This is a genomic window from Pseudomonas sp. R37(2017), assembly GCF_002113375.1.
GTDB lineage: Bacteria > Pseudomonadota > Gammaproteobacteria > Pseudomonadales > Pseudomonadaceae > Aquipseudomonas.
The window spans coordinates 1-22,120 of the sequence record NZ_NEHO01000027.1 but is presented as its reverse complement, the minus strand read 5'-3'; the positions used below and the strand labels follow the sequence as shown (position 1 = coordinate 22,120).

Below are 22,120 nucleotides of genomic sequence, written 5' to 3'. Positions count from 1 at the left end.
CGAAGACTTATTGTGGGCGGACGGCTGTTTTCGTTACAGAGGCAGATTGCGCTGAAAAATACGGATCAGATCCGCGTTCAGGCTGTACGCCCGGGCGTTTGGCGGAGAAAAGTCTACGGGCGATATCCACAAACGGCGTGACGATCAAACCCTGCAGCGTCAGGTAGCGTTCGTGATCCTGTTCACCGGTGCCGAAATCGATGACCTCGGGAGTGGACCGGGTGACGTACAGCGTGCCGAACATCCAGTCCCACAGTGACAGATTGATGCCGAAGTTCTTGTTGAAGTGTCGCGGCGCATCGCTGTGATGAATCTGGTGTTGCGCCGGGCTGCTCAACACCCGCTCAAGCACTGGCCCGAAGGAGAACCAGACATGGCTGTGACGCAGGTTGGCCGCCAGGCTATTGAAGATGAACACCATATAGGTCACGCCAAACAGCGTATAGCGGCTGATCTCCCCGCCACAGGCGTACCAGAAGACACCGGCAAAGGCGCCGAGGCAGATGATGTCCGTGAGCTTTTCCACCACCTCTTCCAGAAAGTGCACCCGGCTGGCCGTCGCCGGCACCAGCACGGGCGCCGAATGATGGACCTTGTGGAAGGCCCACAGATACCGCGAATGAAACGCGCGATGGCCCCAGTAATGACTGAAATCCTTGACCAGGAAAACGCCGAGCCCATAGAGCAGGGTCAGCGCCAGATTCTCCTCCACTTGCGTACGCGCGCCCCACAGGTTGGTGAAGAACGCGATGTAGTCCGCTGAACGCAAGACATACGGATCGACCAGGCCGACGATGGGCAGCACCAGGGCAACCTTGAGAATGGCGAGTACGAAGTAATAGCGGTAGTCGAGCAGCGCCGAGCGGTGCAGGTAAACCCGACCGCCGCCGATGAATTGCAGGAACGAGCGCGCCTCGGTCAGGCCCCGGGATTTGCGGTGCCGGAACAGGCAATAGGCGACGCCGTAAGACATGCAGAGAAAGGCTAGACCGAGCCGACCGTTGAAGTCGAAAATGCCCAGGAACTGCCGGGTGACCGGCTCGATCACCCATTGGGATAAATGAAGATGGATAGTGGCAAGTACATCCATACCGGACTGCCCGACGTAAATGGAAGGGCAATTGTAAATGAGAACGAGTCCTTAGTGTGTTGAATTATGTCCAGTTGTCAGCCACCGAGCGCAATGATTGCCAGGATCAGCACGGCCCCCGTGGCAGCCACGATCACCCCACCTTGCCATTGCGTGGCGCCAGCGTATCTGGCGAGCATCCAGCCTGCGATGAACAGCACCAAAATACCGATCAGGTTGGACAGGCGGATGGCCAGTGCCGTCTGATCGAGCAATATGAACGGCACCACCAGCGGGAATGTCGAGCACACGACCAGCAGGAAAACACCCAGAGCCCCCCTGAAGTCCTTCCAGCCGAGGCCGGCCCTGATCGGCAAGGGAGGCTGTTCAAGCAGCCGACGGCGCAACAACTCCAGACCCTCGCTGCCGGCCGCCGTGGCGAATTGCATCGGCAATACCTGGGCAATGAGCGCCTGACCGGCCGCGGCGTCCGCGCCATTGCGCAGGGAGAGGTACAACTTGATCCTGCGCGTGCGCTCGACCAGCGCGCGCAGCAGATACATGACCGCATCGGCCAGTCCCCAGGCGATATTGCAGCCGAGCGCGGCAATCATCATCGTGCGTTCGGCGGACTGGTCTGCCGTGGCCACGCTGATGGTGCCGGTGAACGTCATGGCCATCAGCAGGCCGAAGATCACCTCGGTAATGCGCTCGACAGGGTCAAGTACAGGCGCCCTCTCGAATTGATCATTGCTTGGCATGAGTTCACCTCGTCGGAGTGTGCTTCTATAAGGGGTGACGCTTTGGCAAGGCACCGGTCGTTCCAGTTGGATACCCGCACTTCAGTCAAGTGTAGATTCAACGGCTACACTCATGCGCACACGTTACCTGCTTCAAAAGGAGTGATTCATGCTTGACTACTTTGCATTGGGCGTGCTGATTTTTGTCGCGCTCGTCTTGTTTTACGGGATCATCCTGCTCCACGACATCCCCTATGAAATTGCCGTCCACCGCAACCACCCCCACCAGGACGCGATCCACGCCACCGGCTGGGTCAGCCTGTTCACCCTGCACGCGCTCTGGCCGTTCCTGTGGATCTGGGCGATGGCCTATCGAGAGGACCGGGGCTGGGGTTTCAGTGACGGGCATTCAGCCAAGTACCATGTGGTTCACCTCGAACAACAGGTCGCCGAACTGCAGGACCGAATCGCGCGCCTCGAAGCGTCGGTGGGCACGGCACCGGGCAAACTGCCAACGGACAATCTCGGTGAGGGCATCTAAGCCATGGATCTATTACTCATACTGACGTATGCGGCACTCTGCGTAGCCATCTTCAAGATCTTCCGCATTCCCCTGAACAAATGGACGGTGCCCACGGCGGTGCTGGGCGGGATCGTGATCGTCGGTGCGCTGGTTTTCACCATGAACTATAACCACCCCTACTCCGAGGTGGCGCGTTCCTATTTCGTATCGGTTCCGGTGATTCCCGTGGTCAGTGGCCAGGTGATCGACGTACCGGTGAAGACCAACCAGCCCCTGGAAAAAGGCGATGTGCTGTTTCGCATCGACCCCGCGCCTTTCGAGTACCGGGTCAAGTCCCTCAAGGCGCAGCTGATTGCCGCCCAGGCCGATCGCGCCCGGATCACCGAGCTGATCAAGCGTAACTTCAGTACCCAACGGGAACTGGACTTGGTGATTGCCCGCAGTGACGACCTCAAGGCACAACTGGACAACGCGCAGTACGAACTCGACAACACCACGGTGCGTGCGCCGAGCAAGGGCTTCGTCACCCATGTTTCGCTGCGTGCGGGCATGATGGCGACCAAATTGCCGCTGCGTCCATCGATGGTGTTCATTCCCGCCGAAGGGCATTACTTCTCGGCGTGGATGCGTCAGAACAGCCTGTTGCGCCTGACCGAAGGCGACGAGGCCGAAGTCGCTTTCGACGGCATTCCCGGGCGGGTGTTTGAAGGCAAGGTCAAAACCGTCGTGTCGGTCATTGCCGAAGGCCAGGTCCAGCCTTCGGGCACGCTGATCGGTTTCACCGGTTCGCCACCGGCCGGCCGGGTACCGGTGATCATTGAGATCACCGATCCCGACTATGCCAAATACGTCGACCAGATGCCCGGCGGGGCCTACGGCCAGGCGGCGCTGTACAGCCAGCATTTCCATCACATCGCGATGATGCGCAAGATCCTCCTGCGCATGGCCGCATGGATGAACTACATCTTTCCATTCCACTGACCTGGCGACATCGGCAACTGGCTCAATCCTTGAATTGGGTCAGTTGCCATCACTGAAGATCCCTGCAGGAGCGGGTGCCCGCTTGCGGCAAGCTCGCGATGGACGAAAAAACACCGCGGGGCATCAGGCCTCCCGCGTTATCGTTGACGTCCATCGCGAGCTTGCTCGCTCCTACAGAAGAACGGAGCAAAGGCAGGTCGGCGTACACCATCGCGAACAGGTCATTGGCTAAACGGTCCCGAGCGCCAGGTCGGGCTGCTGCCGTACCTGATTACGCCCGTTGCGCTTGGCCTGGTACAGCGCGTCGTCGGCGCGGGTCACCAGGCTTTCCGGTGTGTCGCCGGGCAGTGCATGGGCCACGCCGAACGACGCGGTGATGGTGTCCAGCACGGTGTCGGTGCCCCGGGCCTTGACCCGCAGCGACTGGATTTTCAGACGCAGGCGCTCTGCAAAAGCGCCGGCAGCCGCCAGATCAGGGCAATCCTTGAGCACCACGCAAAACTCCTCACCGCCATAACGCGCCGCGAACGCTTCGCCGGGCAGCGAATCGCGCAGCACCTGGGCGACATGCTGAAGCACGCGGTCGCCCAGGGGATGGCCGTACTGGTCGTTGAATTGCTTGAAGTGGTCGATATCCAGCATGACCAGCGATACGCCTGCAGGCGTATTGTTCATCGCCTGCTCAAGCTTGCGGTTGAAGGTGGTGCGGTTGAGCAATTCGGTCAGGCCATCGAGGGTCGCCGCCAACTGGGCGCGCTCCAGTTTGTCCCGCAGGCTTTTGATCTCGTGCTGCGCAGACTGCAACTGGGCGAGGAAGTGTTCCTGCTGGCTCTGCATCAGCCGGGTGCTGTGTTGCAACTGGATGAGGATGCTTGGCAAACGCTCGCTGGCCGGTTCTTCGAGCATTTGCAGGTACTGGCCAAGGCTGGCCTGGAAGTTCTGGTTGCCTTTCACGCTGCGCGAAACATCGCGCTCCATGTCGTCGACCAGATTGATTGCTTCCTGCTGCCCGGAGCGGGCGTCCGCCAGTTCATCGCGGATGATGTACTCGCGAAACAGCCTGGCGGCCGACTCCGGCGGAAAGCAGTCGAAATCGTTGACGACCCGGTCCAGGTGCCGGTTGAGTTCCGGCTCCTGGCCTTTGCTGTAGGTGTACCAGAGCGCGTAGTGCACCGGGTTGGGCGGAATGTTGTGACGAACCATCAGCGGCACGGCCTGCTTGAGCAGCGCCGCCGCCTCGCGGGAATCTTCTGGATACAGCGCTAGAACAGTCGCACGCGTGTCTGATTGGCTCATGGTTTCACTGTGGTTGTTTATCAATGGCGTTTGGCAAACTCGCTGAGCATAGCCATACGCCTGACAAACAGCCATCACGAATTACACAATCATTTCAACTCGGTACGCCTGTTCCAGAGTCCCGATCAACTGTTGGTCGGCATCAGACCGGCCATGTTCTGGCGCCGGCGATAAGCGGTATCGCGGTTCGCCAGCCAGTAGTACAGCGGCGTCGTAACGATCAGGCCCACCAGCCACGACAGGTCGGCACCGTCGATATGCACCGCCACGGGACCGGTGTAGATCGGCGTGTTCATGAACGGGATCTGCACCACGATGCCAATGGCATAGGCCAGCAACGCCTGCGGGTTGAAGCGGCCATAGATGCCGCCGTCGACGCGGAAGATCGAGGCGATGTCGTAGTCACCCTTGTGGATCGCGTAAAAGTCGATGAGGTTGATCGCGGTCCACGGCACCAGCACCACCAGCAACGCCAGCACCAGGTCGACGAAGTGCCCGATGAAATCCGCCGAGGCACCGATGGCCGCCACGCAGCAACCGGCCAGGATGATCAACGACAACACCGCCCGGCTCGAAGCAGTCGGAATCCAGCGGTGGGCGAAGGTTTGCAGCAACGTGATCACAGAGAGCACGGCGCCATACAGGTTCAGGGCGTTATGGCTGATCACGCTGAGCAGGAACAGCACCAGCATCAGCGGGCCGATGGCACCGGTGGCGAGTTTCACCGCGTCCATGGTGTCCATGCCCACTGGCGTGGCCAGCACGGCGACGGCGCCGAATACGAAAGACAGGATCGAACCCAGCGACGAGCCGAGGTAAGTCGCCCAGAAGGTCGAGCTGACCTTGACGTCCTTGGGCAGGTATCGCGAGTAGTCGGACACGTAGGGTGCGAACGCAATCTGCCACAGCGCCGCCAGCGACACCGTGGCCAGCCAGCCGGAGATGTTGAAACTGCCACGGGTCAGGAAGTCGTCGGTCTGCACATGGGTCAGGATGTAGCCGAAGCCCAGCACGATGCCCAGGCCCAGCACCCAGGTGCCGATGCGGTTGAGCACGTGGATGAAACGGTAGCCGATGATGCCGATGATCCCTGAGCCGAGGCCGCCGAGGATGATGCCGACCGACACCGGCACACTCTCGACCACGCCATGCAACGACTTGCCGGCCAGGACGATGTTGGAGGCGAAGAAGCCGATGTACATCACGCCGGCAATCACCACCACCAGCAACGCGCCCAGCGAACCGAACTGTGCGCGGCTCTGGATCATCTGCGGAATGCCCATCTGCGGGCCTTGCGCCGAGTGCAATGCCATCAGCACACCGCCGACCAGGTGACCGACGATGATCGCGACGATGCCCCAGACCAGATTCAGGTGAAACAACTGCACGCCGAGCGCGCCCGTGACGATGGGCAACGGCGCGATGTTGCCGCCGAACCACAGGGTGAACAGATCTTTGACCTTTCCGTGGCGATCCTCAGGGGGGACGTACCCGATCGTGTGTTTCTCGATGAGCGGGGCGGATGAAGCGGTGGTGGACATGACGAACTCCAAGGCAAGGATGAGTACGTGTTCGTACTTCGGTGTGCGCGGGCGTGCCTGCGCATTTCTTGTTGGAAGCGATCATGGACAAAGAGCGCGGGAAGGAAAATTAGTTAATTTGTGCCTTTAAACTTTAAAAAAGATTGCGCAATTACCTGGCCATTTCGGCAGAAAAAAGCAATTTCGACACGAAACAAAGCACAGCACAAACGACAAAATCCCTGTAGGAGCGAGCACGCTCGCGATAGCGGTGCATCAGCCAACGAAGATGTTGAAACTGACGGCCTCATCGCGAGCATGCTCGCTCCTACGGGGTCCCTGTGTGTACCAGGTTTTTCTGTAGGAGCGAGCACGCTCGCGATGGCGGTGTGTCAGCCAACGAAGACGTTGGAACAGACGGCCTTATCGCGAGCATGCTCGCTCCTACGGGGTTCGGCGGTGCCTGTTTCAGCGTGCGGCCCAGGCATTGAAGCGTTGTTCCAGCTCTTCGCCATGGTCAACCCAGAACTCCGCGTCCACCGCCCGCGCGCCGGCCAGGTTGGCCTCGGCGGTCGGCAGTTGCGCCTGCACGTCCTTGGGCAGCAATGGCAGGGTCTGGCGATGTACCGGTCCGTAAGGGATGTTTTCCGAGAAGACTTTTTGCGTCTGCGGCTGGCTGGCAAAGGCAATGAAGTTTTCCGCCAGCGCCTTGTTCGGCGTGCCTTTGACCACCGCCCAATATTCCGGGTCGTACAGGCTCTGCGGCCAGACGATGTTCAGTTTCATCCCTTCCTTCTGCGCCGAGGCGATCCGGCCGTTGTAGGCTGCGCTCATCACCACGTCCCCGGCCACCAGCCATTGCGCCGGCTGGGCGCCCGCCTCCCACCACTGGATGTTCGGCTTGATCTGATCGAGCTTGGCAAAGGCCCGCGCCACGCCTTGGGGCGTGCTCAAGACCTTGTACACATCGTCCGCCTTCACGCCGTCGGCCAGCAAGGCGATTTCCAGGGTGTACTTGGCGCTCTTGCGCAGGCCACGCTTGCCCGGGAAGTCGGCCACGTTCCAGAAGTCCGCCCAGGATTGCGGCGCCTTGGCCTGCTTGCTCTGGTCATAGGCCATGACCATCGACCAGACGTAAGTGGCTACCCCGCATTCGGTCAGCGCACCGGGCACGAAGTTCGCCGAATCACCGAAGCGTCCCGCATCGAGCTTCTCGAACAGGCCTTCCTCGCAGCCACGCAACAGCTCGGGGCTTTCGACTTCCACCACGTCCCAACTGGTATGGCCGGCCGAGACCATGGCCTTGATCTTCGACAGCTCGCCGTTGTACTCACCGGCGATGATGTTGCCCGCGCCACTGGCGTTGAAGGGCTGGAAGTAGGCCTTATCCTGGGCCTGTTTGGTAGCACCGCCGAAGGAAATCACGGTGAGGTCCTGGGGGGCCGCCCACACACTGGCACTCAACAACGCCAGGGCAAACGGCACACTGCAACGCAAGGATCTGGACATGGATCGCTTCCTCGGGCCTGGACGACCCGTTGTTGTCATGGGTGTTCGGATTCACTCAAGTACGCCGCCAGGCGATCCATCAGGCGATCACACGCCGCCATCTGTTCGACGCTGACAAATTCATCGGGCTTGTGCCCCTGGTCCATGCTGCCGGGACCGCAGACCACCGATGGAATGCCGGCCTGGTCGAACAACCCGCCTTCGGTGCCAAACGCCACGGTGCTGAACTCGTCACTGCCACACAGCCCGGCAATCAGCCGGGCGGCTGCGCTGTCGGCTGGCGTCGCCAGACCTGGATAGGCCGAGATTTTTTCAAAGCGGATGCCGGTATCGGTGTTCACGGCCTGCATGGCCGGCAGCAACGTCTGCTCGGCATAGTCCTGCAACTCGTCGACGACCACTTGCGGGGCGAAGTCCGGCAAGGCGCGTATCTCGAAATCGAAACGGCAATCGGCTGGCACGATGTTCAGCGCCGTACCGCCCTGGATCACCCCGACCTGCACCGTCGAGAACGCCGGATCGAAACGCTTGTCGTGCAACTGCGGACGGGCCAGGGTGGCGCCGATGTCGCCCAGCCGACCGATCAGGCGCGCCGCCTGCTCGATGGCATTGACCCCATAAGGCGCGTACGCCGAATGACAGGCCGCACCGCGCACATGGCAGCGCATCGCCAATTTGCCCTTGTGGCCGAGCACCGGCTTGAGCTCGGTCGGCTCACCGATCAGGCACAACGCCGGGGCCGGGATGCGCTGGGGCAGCACTTCCAGCAAACCGCGCACGCCGAGGCAGCCGACCTCTTCGTCATAGGAAAACGCCAGATGCACCGGGCGCTTCAATGGACTGGCGAGAAACATCGGCACGGCCGCCAGCACCGATGCCAGATACCCCTTCATGTCCGCCGTACCACGGCCGTAAAGCTTGCCGCCCGCCTCGCTCAGGCTGAACGGCTCGACCGTCCACGCCTGACCGTCCACCGGCACCACGTCGGTGTGACCGGACAGCACGATGCCGCCAGCCACGCGCGGGCCGACCGTGGCCAACAGATTGGCCTTGGTCCGCTCGGCGTTGTAGATCAATTCGCAATCCACGCCCAGGTCGCTCAGGTAGTCGCGCACGAACTCGATCAGCTCAAGGTTCGAGTCGCGGCTGACCGTGGCGAACCCGATCAACCGCGCGAGCATGGCGCGGCTGCGCAACTCACTCATCGCCGGGCACTCCATACGCGGGGGCCAGGGTCGGATTGAGGGCGCGGGTCAGGTAGTCCTGCAATTGCGGCTCGTAGGCCGTCCACAGTTTGCCCAGCTCGCCAATCGGATTTTCATCGGCCCAATCCACCCGCAGGTCGACTATCGGCCAGGTCAGGTCACCGACCACCGACAGCGCCGCCGAGTGCACCGCGCCGGCTTCGCCACCGGCATCCTGCCCGGCCTGCAAGGCATTCATCAGTCGGGTGGCGAGGCAGCCTTCGCTGGTTTCGAACGCCGCGACCATCGCCTCGATCACCCCACTGTTGGCCAGCAGGTTGCCGGCCGCCACGCATTGGTCACCGGCCACGGCGTTGTTGATGCCCAGCGCATGGTTGCCGCTGAACACCGCTGTGCGCCCCTGGGCATCGACCACCGCCACCTGGCGGTACTGGCTGTAGCCGTTGCGGGTCAATGAGTGGTCCAGTGCCTGGGGCGGCGCCGAGCCGTTGGCCAGTTCATCGAGGATCTGCGGGCCGAGCGCCGGCAGCGTGATGTTCTGGCTCGACACCGCGCCGACACCGGCCCGCAACCAGGGGCAACGCGCGCCGACGGCAATGCTCGAAGAGCTGATGGCAATGCCCAGCTGGCCGGTCTCGGCGCAGCGACCAACGATGGAAAAGGTCATGGCGAATTCCTTATTCGGGGATAACGGCAATCACGTCGATTTCCATCAGCCACTGCGGCTGGCCGAGGGCGCTGACCACCAGGCCGGTGGAAATCGGGAACACACCCTTGAGCCATTTGCCGACTTCCTGGTACACCGGCTCGCGGTAGCGCGGGTCGATCAGGTAGGTGGTGGTCTTGACGATGTGGCTCAGGTCGCTGCCCGCCTCTTCCAGCAGTTGCTTGACGTTGCGCATGGCCTGTTCGGCCTGGGCGCGCGGATCACCGAGGCCGACCAGTTGGCCGTTGAAGTCGGTGCCGACCTGGCCACGCACATACACGGTGTTGCCGGCGCGCACGGCCTGGCACAGGTCGTTGTCGAGCGACTGGTTCGGGTAGGTGTCTTTGGTGTTGAACATGCGGATGCGGGTATGAGTAGGCATTAACGAACTCCCATGAGGCTGGCTTTCTGAAGAGGTGCACGGGCGGCGTCGGCTTGACGCTGGTTGGCATCCCGGTAGTTGAAATAGGTGTGCTGTTTAACGATGTGATCGGCGATGTGCTTGGCGTCGTGCCAAACACCCCAGATGAAGGCGGAACCACGCCGGGACTGCCATGGCAGGCCAACAAAGTAGATGCCGGGCTCGGCCGACACACCGCGCTGGTGCTGCGGCTTGCCGTTGTCCTTGAAGGCATCGACCTTCAGCCAGCTGTAATCGGTGGAGTAACCGGTGGCCCAGATGATCGTGGTGACGCCGGCCTTGACCAGGTCCAGCTCAAGGATCGGATGGGTCACGCAGTCCGGATCGGCCAGCATGGCGCGGGCTTCGGGTTCCAGCGGCAGATCCAGGCCGTTGCGTTCGATATAGGCGTCGGCCTTGTCGAGCAGCGCGAGGTAGTTTTCATCGCCACGCTGGATGTTGTCGGCGAGGTTGTTTTCGAAACTCACCACGGCACCGTTGAATGCCTGGGTCAGGCCGACCAGGGTCATGCCCTGATGGGCCAGGCGACGGAAGTCCACGGTGTGGCCGCCACGGGCACCGCTCACGGCGATGGTCACGTGCTCCTTGCCCGGTTGCATGGCTTCGGCATCCCACTCGCCGAGCACCCCCAGCCACCAGCAGAAATCACGGTTGCGATAGGCACGCGGCGGACGGTCGTGGGCGCCGACCGACAGGTAGACCTGTTTGCCGGAACGTTGCAGCTCATCGGCGATCTGTACCCCCGAAGAACCGGCGCCCACCACCAGCACGGCGCCTTCGGCCAGTTGCTGCGGGTTGTAGTACTGGGCGGAGTGAATCTGGGTGATGCCGGCGATTTGCGCAGCAATGGGCGGAATGGCCGGACGCTGGAAAGGGCCGGTGGCGACCACCACATGGCGGGCCTCGATCACGCCATCGGAGGTTTCAACGGTGAAACCCGGACGATCGACATTGCGTGCAACTTTTTTCACTTCCACGCCGGTGCGGATAGGTGCATTGAATTTGCGGGCATAGGCTTCGAAGTACTGAGCCACTTGCTCTTTGCCGGCGAAGGCATCCGGGTCCAGACCGTCGAATTCCAGGCCCGGGAAGCGGTCGTGCCATGCTGGCCCGTTGGCCACCAGCGAATCCCAGCGGCCGGTGCGCCAGGCTTCGGCGATACGGTTGCGCTCCAGCACGAGGTGGGACACACCGAGTTTGCTCAAGTGTTCACTCATGGCCACGCCGGCCTGGCCGGCGCCAACAACAAGCGTATCGATTACGGTTTTATCAACTGTCATGGCTGTGCACTTCTGAAAGGTGGTTTGATTCAGGTCGGTCATGGCTGCCGCCTCGATTCTGATCACTGTTGTTCTTCTGCTGCCGCTATCGGTGTCAGGGTGTTGGCCGCATTCTGTTCGGAGCCGGGGATTAGCGAAATTATGTTTTTTGTGGTTGCTGGCGAGGAAAAAGCGTCGAGCCGACCGGTTGGCTGCATGAGGTTGCGCGGGGCCCGATCCCGGCCTATGGTCCAAGCGATGCATTGCCCGCGACCGGCGCGAAGACCCGGCGCGGATTGCTGTCCATCCAGTGCGGATTCACGCAAGGAGTGATGACATGCCCGACAATTCCCGTCCTGCCGTACTCGAACTGATCGGCAATACCCCGCTGGTGCGCGTCAGCCGTTTCGATACCGGCCCGTGCACGCTGTTTCTCAAACTCGAATCACAGAACCCCGGCGGTTCGATCAAGGACCGTATCGGCCTGGCGATGATCGATGCCGCCGAACGCGATGGCCGCCTCAGACCCGGCGGCACCATCGTCGAAGCCACCGCCGGCAACACTGGCCTGGGCCTGGCCCTGGTCGGTCGCGCCAAGGGCTACCGGGTGGTGCTGGTGGTACCGGACAAGATGTCCACCGAGAAGGTCTTGCACCTCAAGGCCATGGGCGCCGAGGTGCACATCACCCGCTCCGACGTCGGCAAGGGCCATCCCGAGTATTACCAGGACGTTGCCGCGCGACTGGCGGCGGATATTCCCGATGCGTTCTTCGCCGACCAGTTCAACAACCCGGCCAACCCGCTGGCCCACGAATGCAGCACCGCGCCGGAGATCTGGGCACAGACTCAGCATGATGTGGACGCGATCGTCGTCGGTGTCGGTTCGGCCGGCACCCTGACCGGGCTCACGCGCTTCTTCAAACGCGTGCAGCCGGACCTGGAAATGGTCCTGGCCGACCCGGTCGGCTCGGTGATGGCCGAGTACAGCCGCAGTGGCACACTCCCCACCCCCGGTTCCTGGGCGGTGGAAGGCATCGGCGAAGACTTCATTCCGTCGATCGCCGACCTGTCCAGCGTGCGCCACGCCTATTCGATCAGCGACGAGGAAAGCTTCGACCACGCCCGCCAGTTGCTGCGCGCCGAAGGCATTCTCGGCGGCTCGTCGACCGGCACCCTGCTGGCCGCCGCCCTTCGCTACTGCCGCGAACAGACAGCGCCGAAACGGGTCGTCAGCTTCGTCTGCGACACCGGTACGCGGTATTTGTCGAAGATCTACAACGACCAGTGGATGAACGATCAGGGCCTGCTGCAACGCAAGCACTATGGCGACCTGCGCGACCTGATCGCGCGACGCTTCGAGGATGGCCGGGTGATCAGCGTCGGGCCGGACGACACCCTGCTCACCGCGTTCCAGCGCATGCGCCTGGCGGATGTCTCGCAACTGCCGGTGCTGGTGAGGGGGCAGCAACTGGTCGGCGTGATCGACGAGTCCGACATCCTGCTGGGCGTGCATGAAGACGTGGCGCACTTTCGCAAGAGCGTCTCCAGCGCCATGACCGACAAACTGCAAACCCTGTCCCCCAATGCCTCACTGGCTGAACTTGAGGCAGAGCTGGGCCGTGGCCTGGTGGCGATCATTCAGGATGCCTCGGGCTTCCACGGCCTGATTACCCGAACCGACATGCTCAACCATTTGCGGAGATCCCTGCCATGAGCCGACAGGACAAAAACGCCCCGCCACAGGGTTTCGCCACCCGGGTGATCCATGCCGGGCAAGCGCCGGACCCGTCCACCGGTGCGCTCATGCCGCCGATCTACGCCAACTCCACCTACCTGCAACAGAGCCCCGGCGTACACAAGGGCCTGGACTACGGGCGTTCGCACAACCCGACGCGCTGGGCCCTGGAACGCTGTGTGGCCGACCTCGAAGGCGGTACCCGGGGCTTTGCGTTCGCCTCGGGGCTGGCGACCATTTCCACGGTGCTGGAACTGCTCGACGCCGGTTCGCACATCGTCTCCGGCAACGACCTGTACGGCGGCACCTTCCGCCTGTTCGACAAGGTGCGCCAGCGCAGCGCCGGGCACCGCTTCAGCTTCGTCGACCTGACCGACCTGACGGCGTTCGAGGCATCCCTGCAAGACGACACCCGCATGGTCATGGTCGAGACCCCGAGCAACCCGCTGCTGCGCCTCACCGACCTGGCCGCCATCGCCCGCACCTGCCGCGCCCACGGCATCATCTGCGTGGCCGACAACACTTTCGCCAGCCCATGGATCCAGCGTCCGCTGGAGCTGGGTTTCGACATCGTGCTGCATTCGACCACCAAGTACCTCAACGGCCACTCCGACGTGATCGGCGGCATCGCCGTGGTCGGGCAGAACGCCGAACTGGCCGAGCGCCTGGGCTTTTTGCAAAATGCCGTCGGCGCCATCGCCGGCCCGTTCGATGCCTTCCTCACCCTGCGCGGGGTCAAGACCCTGGCCCTGCGCATGGAGCGCCATTGCAGCAACGCACTGGAGCTGGCGCAGTGGCTGGAGCGCCAGCCGCAAGTCTCACGGGTCTACTACCCCGGCCTGCCCTCGCACCCGCAACACGAACTGGCCCAACGACAAATGCGCGGGTTCGGCGGGATGATCTCCCTCGACCTCAACAGCGACCTGGCCGGCGCCAAACGCTTCCTCGAAAACGTACGGATCTTCGCCCTGGCCGAGAGCCTGGGCGGTGTGGAAAGCCTGATCGAACACCCGGCGATCATGACCCACGCCACCATCCCGCCGGATACCCGCGCGGAACTGGGGATCGGCGACGGCTTGGTGCGCTTGTCGGTGGGGGTCGAGGATGTGGAAGATTTGCGCGCAGATCTGGCGCAGGCGTTGGCGCAGATGTAATAAATCCCTGTAGGAGCGCTCGCGATGGCGACGGATCAGTCGATACTGATGCTGGCTGACACTCCGCAATCGCGAGCATGCTCGCTCCTACAGCTGTGTGTCTGCCAAACAAAAACCGGCTGCTCACCACAAATCCCTGTAGGAGCGAGCACGCTCGCGATGGCGGCGGATCAGTCGATACTGATGCTGGCTGACACTCCGCCATCGCGAGCATGCTCGCTCCTACAGCTGTGTGTCTGCCATGCAAAAACCGCCTGCTCACCACAAATCCCTGTAGGAGCGAGCACGCTCGCGATGGCGACGGATCAGTCGATACTGATGCTGGCTGACACTCCGCCATCGCGAGCATGCTCGCTCCTACAGCTGTGTGTCTGCCATGCAAAAATCGCCTGCTCACCACAAATCCCTGTAGGAGCGAGCACGCTCGCGATGGCGACGGATCAGTCGATATTGATGCTGGCTGACACTCCGCCATCGCGAGCATGCTCGCTCCTACAGGTCTGTTTTGCTGGTCAAGCACACAAGAGTCCCTATAATCGCGGCGTTTTCGTCTACCCTCACGAAGCGTCGTGCAGCAATCAGCTTGTGCGAGGCGCATCGACATTTTTCCGCTATTGAACCGGAGAACTTCCATGCTCAAACGTACCCTGGCCCTGACCGTCGGCCTGACCTTGTCCCTTTCCACGCTGTTGGCACAGGCTGCCGAGACCCTCAAGGTCAGCGCCATTCCCGACGAAGCCCCCACCGAATTGCTGCGCAAGTTCAAGCCACTGGGCGAATACCTGGAGAAGCAACTGGGCATGAAGGTCGAGTTCGTGCCGGTGTCCGACTACCCGGCAGTGGTCGAGGCGCTGGCCACCGACCGCATCGACATGGCCTGGCTGGGCGGCTTCACCTTCGTGCAGGCACGCTTGAAAACCGGCAATGCCATTCCATTGGTACAGCGTGAGCAGGATGCGCAGTTCACCAGCAAATTCATCACCGCCGACCCGGCCGTCAAGTCGCTGGCCGACCTCAAGGGCAAGTCCTTTGCCTTCGGTTCTGTCTCATCGACGTCGGGCAGCCTGATGCCGCGCTATTTCATGCTGCAGGACGGTATCAAGCCGGAAACCTGGTTCAGTCGCGTCGGCTACTCCGGCGCCCACGACGCCACGGTCGCCTGGGTCCAGGCGGGTAAAGTAGACGCTGGCGTGCTCAATGCCAGCGTCTGGGAAAAACTGGTCAAGGCCGGCAAGGTCGACACCGACAAGGTCAAGGTCTTCGCCACCACGCCGGCCTACTTCGACTACAACTGGACCGTGCGCGGCAACCTCGACCCGGCCCTGGCCAACAAAATCAAGGTGGCATTCCTCGCGCTCGACCCGGCCAACCCGGAGCAAAAAGCAATTCTGGACCTCCAGGCCGCCAGCCGCTTCATCGAGACCAAGCCTGAGAACTACAAGGGCATCGAGGAAGCCGCGCGCGCTGCCGACCTGCTGAAATGACCTTGCATCTGAACCGGGTCAGCCTCACCCACGGCAACGGCGTGCGCGCGCTGCATGAGCTCGACCTGCACATCGCTGCCGGTGAACAGGTGGCGATCATCGGCCCGTCCGGTGCCGGCAAGTCGAGCCTGCTCAACGTGCTGGCCACTGCCCTGTGCCCTGGCAGCGGCACGGTCGAAGTGCTCGGCGAGCAAGCCTGGCAGTTGAGCCCGCGTCGACGTCAGCAACTGCGCGCACGCATTGGCCTGGTGCATCAGGCGCCGCCATTGCCACCGCGGCAACGAGTGGTCACGGCGGTGCTGGCCGGAAAGCTGGGCCAGTGGGGTTTTGCCAAAAGCCTGCTGAGCCTGTTGCATCCGCTGGATGTGCCGGGCGCGCGGGCGGCACTGCTCAAACTGGACCTGGGTGACAAGCTGTTCGCCCAGTGCCAGCAGTTATCCGGCGGCCAGCTCCAGCGCGTGGGCATTGCCCGGGTGCTGTACCAGGCCCCCGAAGTGCTGCTGGCCGACGAGCCGGTGTCGGCGATGGACCCCGTGCTGGCCGGGCACACGTTGTCGATCCTCTGCCGCCACGCCCGGGAACGCAACGTGACGCTGGTCGCCAGCCTGCATGCCGTGGAACTGGCCCTGACGCACTTCTCGCGCATCATCGGTTTGCGTGACGGTCAGGTCCTGTTCGACCTTCCCGCCAGCGACGTCGACCAGGCATTGCTCGACAAGCTCTACGCCAACGAGCAACTGCAATCCCCGCCCGCTCCGGTGGCGCCCTTGAGCCTGCAGATTCCCCGATGCTGACCCGCGATACACGAGACCCGGCCACCCTGCCTCGCCTGTTGCTCAGCCTGTTGGCGCTTGCCCTGCTGTGGCCCGGCATTCACTTCAGCGAACTGGACCTGGGTGTCCTGCTCAAGGCCGACAGCCAGAGTGAGATGGGCCGTTTTGTCGCGGCCTTCTGGCCACCGGCCCATGGCGAAGAATTCCTCCAGTTACTCTGGCAAGCGACGCTGCAGACACTGGCCATCGCTACCGCCGGCATGGCTTTGGCCTTGCTGTTGGCCATTCCCGCCAGCCTGTTGGCCAGCCGCGCGCTGTCGCTGTCCGCCGCTTCACGCAGCGGTCGCCCGAGCGCCCTGGGCCGGCTGCTGCGCTGGCCGGTACGCGGGCTGCTGATCTTCCTGCGCAGCGTGCCGGAAATCGTCTGGGCCCTGCTGTTCGTGCGCGCCGTCGGCCTTGGCCCGACAGCCGGGGTACTGGCCATTGCCATCACCTACAGCGGCATGCTCGGCAAGGTCTATGCGGAAATCTTCGAATCGGTGGACCAGCGTCCGGCCCATGCGCTGCTACAGGCCGGCAGCGGCCGGTTGACGGCTTTCTGCTACGGCATCTTGCCCAATGTCGCGGCGGAATTGCTGTCGTACACCGTGTATCGCTGGGAATGCGCCATCCGCGCATCGGTGGTGATGGGCTTCGTCGGCGCCGGCGGGCTGGGCCAGCAGATCGATTTGTCGTTGCGCATGTTTGCCGGCGGTGAAGTAGCGAGCATGTTGCTGACCTTTTTCGTGTTGGTGCTGTTCGCCGATCAGATCAGCCGCCTGCTGCGCTGGAGGTTCGCATGAATCGCCTGATCAACCTGCTGCTGATCCTGTGCATCGGTGCAGCGGTCGTCGCTTCGTTCCGCTATCTGGGCATCGACCTCGGCGAACTGACGGGCAGCGCCAACCTGCAGCAGATGGGCGCCTATGTGCTGCGTTTTCTCAGCCCGGACCTGAGCGCCGGCCATCTGCAAGCCATCGGCCGTGGCGCTGTGGAAACCATGGCCATGTCTGCCCTTGGCACCCTGCTCGCGGCGGTATTCGGCCTGGTGCTGGCATTGCCGGCGGCCGGACGCTTCGGCTGGCCGTTGCAGAGTGCATCGCGCCTTGTGCTCAACGGCCTGCGCGCCATTCCCGAATTGGTATGGGCCGCGCTGATGGTGCTGGCGGCGGGTCTCGGCCCCAATGCCGGGACCCTGGCATTGGCCATGCACACCACCGGGGTGCTGGGTAGGTTGTTCGCCGAAGCACTGGAAAACACCCCGCCGCAACCGGCCGAAGCCATCCGCCTGCAGGGTGGCAACGTGGTCTGGGCGTTCTGCTACGGCACCTTGCCCAACCTGTTTCCACAGTTGTTGGCGTACATCCTGTACCGCTGGGAAAACAACATCCGCATGGCCAGCGTGCTGGGTTTCGTCGGTGCCGGCGGTTTGGGGCAGATGCTCTATGTCAGCCTCAGCCTGTTCCAGGAGGCCCAGGCCAGCACGGTGATCCTCGCCATGTTGCTGCTGGTGTTCGCCGTCGATGGCTTGAGCAGTTGGAGTCGCCAGCGTTGGGTCAAGGCGTGACAGAGAGTTGCATGGACCTGCTCAGCTGATTGCATTCGACCCGAGCAACCCTTGCCGGGTCACACGCCTGCCTTCAGACCTCCAACCCGAACGGGTCGTCTATGGAATGACTCGGCTGGGTAAACCAGCGCGGGCCTGTGGCGGTCATGTAGAAATGATCCTCCAGGCGAATGCCGAATTCGCCCGGCAGGCAAATCATCGGCTCATTGGAGAAGCACATGCCTTCGGCCAGCGGCGTCTGGTCACCACGCACCAGATAGGGCCCTTCGTGAATGTCCAGGCCGATGCCATGGCCGGTGCGGTGCGGCAAACCGGGTAACCGGTAGTCCGGGCCGAGACCGGCGGCTTCCAGGCTATGCCGCGCGGCGGCGTCCACCACCTGGCAGGGTTCGCCCAGACGCGCGGCGTCGAAAGCGGCTTGCTGGGCGGTCTTTTCCAGGTTCCACATGGCGCGCTGGCGGGCGCTCGGGGTGCCGAACACGTAACTGCGAGTGATATCCGACTGGTAGCCGTGGAGCTGGCAGCCCGTGTCGATCAACACCATGTCGCCGTCCTTGAGCACCTGCGCGTGTTTCACCCCATGGGGGAAGGCGCTGGCCTCGCCGAACAGCACGATGCAGAAGGTCGAACCCGGCGCGCCCACCTTGCGGTGCGCCTCGCGGATGAACTCGGCCACCTCGGTGGTGCTGATGCCTGCGCGCAGGATGCTGGCGGCCGCCTTGTGCACTTGCAGGGTCATGTCTTTGGCGCGCTGCATCAGCGCCAATTCTGTCGCGGACTTGTGATAGCGACACAGATTTATCACGCAAGAAGCGTCTACGAACTCGAAGGCCGAACCGAGGCGGCGGATGCCATCGAACATGAAGAACGCCAGGGATGGGCACAGGCCCACTACCGCGTCGGCGGCGATGCCCATTGCAGCGAGCATGTCGAGCAGCAGGCGGTAGGGACTTTCGTGCTCATGCCAACCATGGATAACCCCATCCACCTCGCGGAAGTCGCGGATGGTGCCCTCTTCGAATGCCGGGGCGATATAGGCCAGCGGACCGTTGGCGGGCAGCACGGCGCCGACCATGCGTTCGCTCGGGCTCCACTTCACCCCGGTGAAGTAGTACAAGTTGCTGCCAGCGTTGAGGTAGAGGGCGGCGATGCCCTGCTCTTGCATCAGGCGCTGGGCCTTGGCAATGCGTGACTGGTATTCGTCGAGGCCGATGGGCGTCATGCCCGCGGTCATTTTCGTCAGGCCGGCCAGCGCCTGTTCCGGAGTTTTGCCACCTACACCCACTGTCATTTCGTTCTCCCGAGTTATGTTGCAGTGTCGAAAATTTAAGCACGACTTAAACAATCGTCAAGGCATGTTTTTAGTCACACTTAATTTTCATCGGGCGAAAAGCCTTTTCTGCAATGCATCGCCCGCTATACTGGCGCCTTTCAGAACATGAGCCACGTCAATGACAGAAGAACAGATCGGGGAACGCCTGCGCCGCTACCGCCGCGCCGCCAACAAGACCCTGAACCAAGTCGCCTCCGAGTCAGGCCTCACCGCCAGCTTCCTGTCCCAGGCGGAGCGTAACCTCACTGGCGTGTCCATCTCTTCGCTGGCGAGAATCGCCAATTCCCTGGGCATTCCGCTCAACACCCTGTTCGACCAGCCCGCCCAGCCCCAGCCCGACTCCCACCAGGGCCAGCGCGTGCGCTACAGCATCGGCAGCCAGCCGCTGGTCTACGAGCGCCTGTCCAGCAACTTCCCCGGCAACCTGATCAACGCGATGAAGATGACTATGGCGGTGGGCTACCAGTCCGAGCTCATCTCCCACGAAGGCACAGAGTTCACCTACGTGCTCTGCGGGCAAATCGTCTACACCATCGAAGGGCGCACCTATCCGCTCGGCCCGGGGGGATCGGTGCATTTCGACTCCACCAAGCCGCACTCCATCGCCAACGCTGGCGACGATGTTGCCGAAGCGCTGGTCGTCACCACCATGGGGGGCCTGTTGGACGATCATCCCACGGTCTGAGCAGCCGCCCTCCAAAAGTAAGCAACACTGAATTTAAGTTGAACTTAAATTTAGAATGACTTAAATTTTGCCTCGGCCGGTGGCGGCGCGAGCATCCCTCCCCCTTCAGCGCTACCGCCCGAGCCAGGACGTTGGCCCCAGGCTTCCCGTACGCAAATGACGGGCAGCCTGCGCCCCGTAAAAAGCCGCAGGGTCAGGTACAGCCCCAGAAATGAACCACCTGATCTGCCGCCCTCAAAAATAACAACAATGAGGTTCGCATGCGCAAAACAACCACGCTCAAGACCCTGATCGCCGCCAGTTTGATCCTCGGTTCCGGCTTCACCCATGCCGCCACCAACCTGGTGTTCTGCTCCGAAGGCAGCCCGGCTGGCTTCGACCCAGGCCAATACACCACGGGGACCGACTTCGACGCCTCGGCCGAAACCGTCTTCAACCGTCTCACGCAGTTCGAACGTGGCGGCACCAAGGTCATCCCCGGCCTGGCAACCCGCTGGGACGTTTCTCCCGATGGCCTGACCTACACCTTCCACCTGCGTGACGGGGTCAAGTTCCACACCACCGACTACTTCAAGCCGACCCGCGACTTCAACGCCGACGACGTGCTGTTCACCTTCAACCGCATGCTCGACAAGGACATGCCGTTCCGCAAGGCCTATCCCACCGAATTCCCCTACTTCAACGACATGGGGATGAACGAAAAAATCTCCAGGGTCGAAAAAGTCGACGACCATACCGTCAGGTTCACCCTCAAGGGTGTCGACGCAGCCTTCATCCAGAACCTGGCCATGAGCTTCGCCTCGATCCAGTCGGCCGAATACGCCGACCGGTTGCTCAAGGAAGGCAGGGCCCAGGACATCAACCAAAAACCGATCGGCACTGGCCCGTTCGTGTTCAGCAAGTACCAGAAAGACGCGCAGATTCGCTACAAGGGCAACAAGGATTACTGGAAGCCTGAAGACGTGAAGATCGACAATCTGATCTTCGCCATCACCACCGACGCCTCGGTGCGCGCGCAAAAGCTGAAAAAGAACGAATGCCAGATCACCGCCTACCCGCGTCCGGCCGATATCAAGCCGCTGCAGGCAGACGTGAACATCAGGATGCCCAGTCAGCCAGGCTTCAACCTTGGCTACATCGCCTACAACTTCACCCGCAAGCCCTTCGACAAGCTCGAAGTCCGCCAGGCGCTGGACATGGCGGTCAACAAGCAAGCCATCATCGACGCCGTTTACCAGGGCGCCGGCCAGTTGGCCGTCAACGGCCTGCCGCCGACCCAGTGGTCCTACGACGAGACCATCAAGGACGCCGACTACAACCCGCAGAAGGCCAGGGAGCTGCTCAAGGCCGCAGGCGTGGAAGAAGGCACGCAAATCACCCTCTGGGCCATGCCGGTGCAACGCCCCTACAACCCCAACGCCAGGCTGATGGCCGAAATGCTCCAGGCCGACTGGGCCAAAATCGGCATCAAGGCCAACATCGTCAGCTACGAATGGGGCGAGTACATCAAGCGTGCCCACGCCGGCGAACACGACACCATGCTGATCGGCTTCACTGGCGACAACGGTGACCCGGACAACTGGCTGGGCACCCTCTACAGCTGCAACTCGGTCAACGGCAACAACTTCGCCAAGTGGTGCAATGCCGGCTACGAGAAACTGGTGAAGGCCGCCGTGACCACCGCCGATGTGGACCAGCGCACCGCGCTGTACAAAGAAGCGCAGCATGTCCTCAAAGCGCAGGTGCCGATCACCCCGGTCGCCCACTCCACGGTCTACCAGCCGATGCGCGCCAGTGTGAAGGACTTCCAGATCAGCCCCTTCGGACTCAGCAGCTTCTACGGCGTCGACAACCAGAACTGAGTGACAGGGGCCGGCCAACGGCCCCCTTCGCTGTCCTCGAGCCGGCGCCTTTACCCACTCCGGCTGAACGGCCGAGCACGGCCAGCACGCCCACCGGCATTACAAAAAAACAAGGAGCGACTCGCCCAAATGCTGAGTTTTATTACCCGCCGACTGGGGCTGTTGATCCCCACGTTCTTCGGCATCACCCTGCTGACATTCGCGTTGATTCGCATGATCCCCGGCGACCCCGTGGAAGTCATGATGGGCGAACGCCGAG

General features: G+C 62.3%; 20 protein-coding genes and 1 pseudogene. 11 read left to right on the top strand and 10 right to left on the bottom strand.

Going from position 1 to position 22,120, the window contains the following annotated elements:
* Positions 1 to 7 precede the first annotated feature (7 nt).
* Both CAG47_RS26395 and CAG47_RS26390 read right to left on the bottom strand, forming a co-directional pair.
* Positions 8 to 1,090, bottom strand: a complete 1,083-nt coding sequence (locus tag CAG47_RS26395) for a sterol desaturase family protein (RefSeq protein WP_085729123.1) — start codon at positions 1,088 to 1,090, stop codon at positions 8 to 10.
* A gap of 77 nt (positions 1,091 to 1,167) precedes the next feature.
* Complete coding sequence (locus CAG47_RS26390; RefSeq protein WP_085729120.1) at positions 1,168 to 1,830, bottom strand: hypothetical protein; 663 nt, start codon at positions 1,828 to 1,830, stop codon at positions 1,168 to 1,170.
* Between the two features lie 148 nt (positions 1,831 to 1,978).
* On the opposite strand from CAG47_RS26390, the gene CAG47_RS26385 reads away from it, so the two are divergent.
* Positions 1,979 to 2,350, top strand: coding sequence for a DUF3302 domain-containing protein (locus CAG47_RS26385; protein ID WP_085729118.1), 372 nt, complete (start codon positions 1,979 to 1,981; stop codon positions 2,348 to 2,350).
* A gap of 3 nt (positions 2,351 to 2,353) precedes the next feature.
* Positions 2,354 to 3,313: an HlyD family secretion protein gene (locus CAG47_RS26380; RefSeq protein ID WP_085729116.1), complete on the top strand. Its 960-nt coding sequence runs from the start codon at positions 2,354 to 2,356 to the stop codon at positions 3,311 to 3,313.
* Between the two features lie 228 nt (positions 3,314 to 3,541).
* Here CAG47_RS26380 and CAG47_RS26375 read toward each other — a convergent pair whose 3' ends face one another.
* The 7 genes from CAG47_RS26375 to CAG47_RS26345 form a co-directional block, all read right to left on the bottom strand.
* Positions 3,542 to 4,609 carry a GGDEF domain-containing protein gene (locus CAG47_RS26375; protein ID WP_085729114.1) on the bottom strand — a complete coding sequence of 356 codons (1,068 nt, stop codon included), beginning with the start codon at positions 4,607 to 4,609 and terminating at the stop codon, positions 3,542 to 3,544.
* Positions 4,610 to 4,734: 125 nt separating this feature from the next.
* Complete coding sequence (locus tag CAG47_RS26370) at positions 4,735 to 6,150, bottom strand: cytosine permease (protein WP_085729112.1); 1,416 nt, start codon at positions 6,148 to 6,150, stop codon at positions 4,735 to 4,737.
* Positions 6,151 to 6,597: 447 nt separating this feature from the next.
* Positions 6,598 to 7,638, bottom strand: a complete 1,041-nt coding sequence (locus tag CAG47_RS26365; protein ID WP_085729110.1) for an ABC transporter substrate-binding protein — start codon at positions 7,636 to 7,638, stop codon at positions 6,598 to 6,600.
* Positions 7,639 to 7,673: 35 nt separating this feature from the next.
* The gene (gene argE, locus CAG47_RS26360; protein WP_085729108.1) at positions 7,674 to 8,843 is read right to left on the bottom strand and encodes an acetylornithine deacetylase; all 1,170 of its coding nucleotides are present in this window, start codon (positions 8,841 to 8,843) and stop codon (positions 7,674 to 7,676) included.
* Positions 8,836 to 9,510 carry a DUF1028 domain-containing protein gene (locus CAG47_RS26355; RefSeq protein WP_085729105.1) on the bottom strand — a complete coding sequence of 225 codons (675 nt, stop codon included), beginning with the start codon at positions 9,508 to 9,510 and terminating at the stop codon, positions 8,836 to 8,838. Before CAG47_RS26355 ends, argE begins: the two co-directional genes overlap by 8 nt.
* Positions 9,511 to 9,520: 10 nt before the next feature.
* A complete protein-coding gene (locus CAG47_RS26350) occupies positions 9,521 to 9,931 on the bottom strand; it encodes a RidA family protein (protein WP_007924833.1) in 411 nt (136 codons plus the stop codon).
* Positions 9,931 to 11,292: an NAD(P)/FAD-dependent oxidoreductase gene (locus tag CAG47_RS26345; RefSeq protein ID WP_085729103.1), complete on the bottom strand. Its 1,362-nt coding sequence runs from the start codon at positions 11,290 to 11,292 to the stop codon at positions 9,931 to 9,933. The genes CAG47_RS26350 and CAG47_RS26345 overlap by 1 nt, the downstream gene beginning before the upstream one ends.
* 274 nt (positions 11,293 to 11,566) lie before the next feature.
* Between CAG47_RS26345 and CAG47_RS26340 the strand changes: the two genes are divergently transcribed.
* The 6 genes from CAG47_RS26340 (at position 11,567) to phnE (ending at position 17,981) form a co-directional block, all read left to right on the top strand.
* On the top strand, positions 11,567 to 12,943 hold the full coding sequence (locus tag CAG47_RS26340; protein WP_085729101.1) for a pyridoxal-phosphate dependent enzyme: 1,377 nt from the start codon (positions 11,567 to 11,569) through the stop codon (positions 12,941 to 12,943).
* The gene (locus tag CAG47_RS26335; protein ID WP_085729099.1) at positions 12,940 to 14,118 is read left to right on the top strand and encodes a PLP-dependent aspartate aminotransferase family protein; all 1,179 of its coding nucleotides are present in this window, start codon (positions 12,940 to 12,942) and stop codon (positions 14,116 to 14,118) included. The genes CAG47_RS26340 and CAG47_RS26335 overlap by 4 nt, the downstream gene beginning before the upstream one ends.
* A 632-nt stretch (positions 14,119 to 14,750) precedes the next feature.
* Positions 14,751 to 15,602: a putative selenate ABC transporter substrate-binding protein gene (locus CAG47_RS26330; RefSeq protein ID WP_085729097.1), complete on the top strand. Its 852-nt coding sequence runs from the start codon at positions 14,751 to 14,753 to the stop codon at positions 15,600 to 15,602.
* Positions 15,599 to 16,396: a phosphonate ABC transporter ATP-binding protein gene (locus tag CAG47_RS26325; RefSeq protein ID WP_085729095.1), complete on the top strand. Its 798-nt coding sequence runs from the start codon at positions 15,599 to 15,601 to the stop codon at positions 16,394 to 16,396. The genes CAG47_RS26330 and CAG47_RS26325 overlap by 4 nt, the downstream gene beginning before the upstream one ends.
* Complete coding sequence (locus tag CAG47_RS26320; protein ID WP_085729092.1) at positions 16,390 to 17,217, top strand: ABC transporter permease; 828 nt, start codon at positions 16,390 to 16,392, stop codon at positions 17,215 to 17,217. The genes CAG47_RS26325 and CAG47_RS26320 overlap by 7 nt, the downstream gene beginning before the upstream one ends.
* The gene (phnE, locus tag CAG47_RS26315) at positions 17,214 to 17,981 is read left to right on the top strand and encodes a phosphonate ABC transporter, permease protein PhnE (protein ID WP_085729090.1); all 768 of its coding nucleotides are present in this window, start codon (positions 17,214 to 17,216) and stop codon (positions 17,979 to 17,981) included. Before CAG47_RS26320 ends, phnE begins: the two co-directional genes overlap by 4 nt.
* Positions 17,982 to 18,054: 73 nt before the next feature.
* On the opposite strand, the gene CAG47_RS26310 is transcribed toward phnE, so the two are convergent.
* Positions 18,055 to 19,272, bottom strand: a complete 1,218-nt coding sequence (locus CAG47_RS26310; protein ID WP_085729088.1) for a Xaa-Pro peptidase family protein — start codon at positions 19,270 to 19,272, stop codon at positions 18,055 to 18,057.
* A gap of 160 nt (positions 19,273 to 19,432) precedes the next feature.
* Here CAG47_RS26310 and CAG47_RS26305 point away from each other — a divergent pair, with 160 nt between their 5' ends.
* From CAG47_RS26305 to CAG47_RS28440, 3 genes and pseudogenes are all read left to right on the top strand, one after another.
* Positions 19,433 to 19,999, top strand: a complete 567-nt coding sequence (locus CAG47_RS26305; RefSeq protein WP_085729086.1) for a cupin domain-containing protein — start codon at positions 19,433 to 19,435, stop codon at positions 19,997 to 19,999.
* 260 nt (positions 20,000 to 20,259) lie between these two features.
* A complete protein-coding gene (locus CAG47_RS26300) occupies positions 20,260 to 21,861 on the top strand; it encodes an ABC transporter substrate-binding protein (RefSeq protein ID WP_085729084.1) in 1,602 nt (533 codons plus the stop codon).
* A 129-nt stretch (positions 21,862 to 21,990) separates the two neighbouring features.
* A pseudogene (locus tag CAG47_RS28440) lies at positions 21,991 to 22,120 on the top strand (peptide ABC transporter permease); the annotation flags it as partial.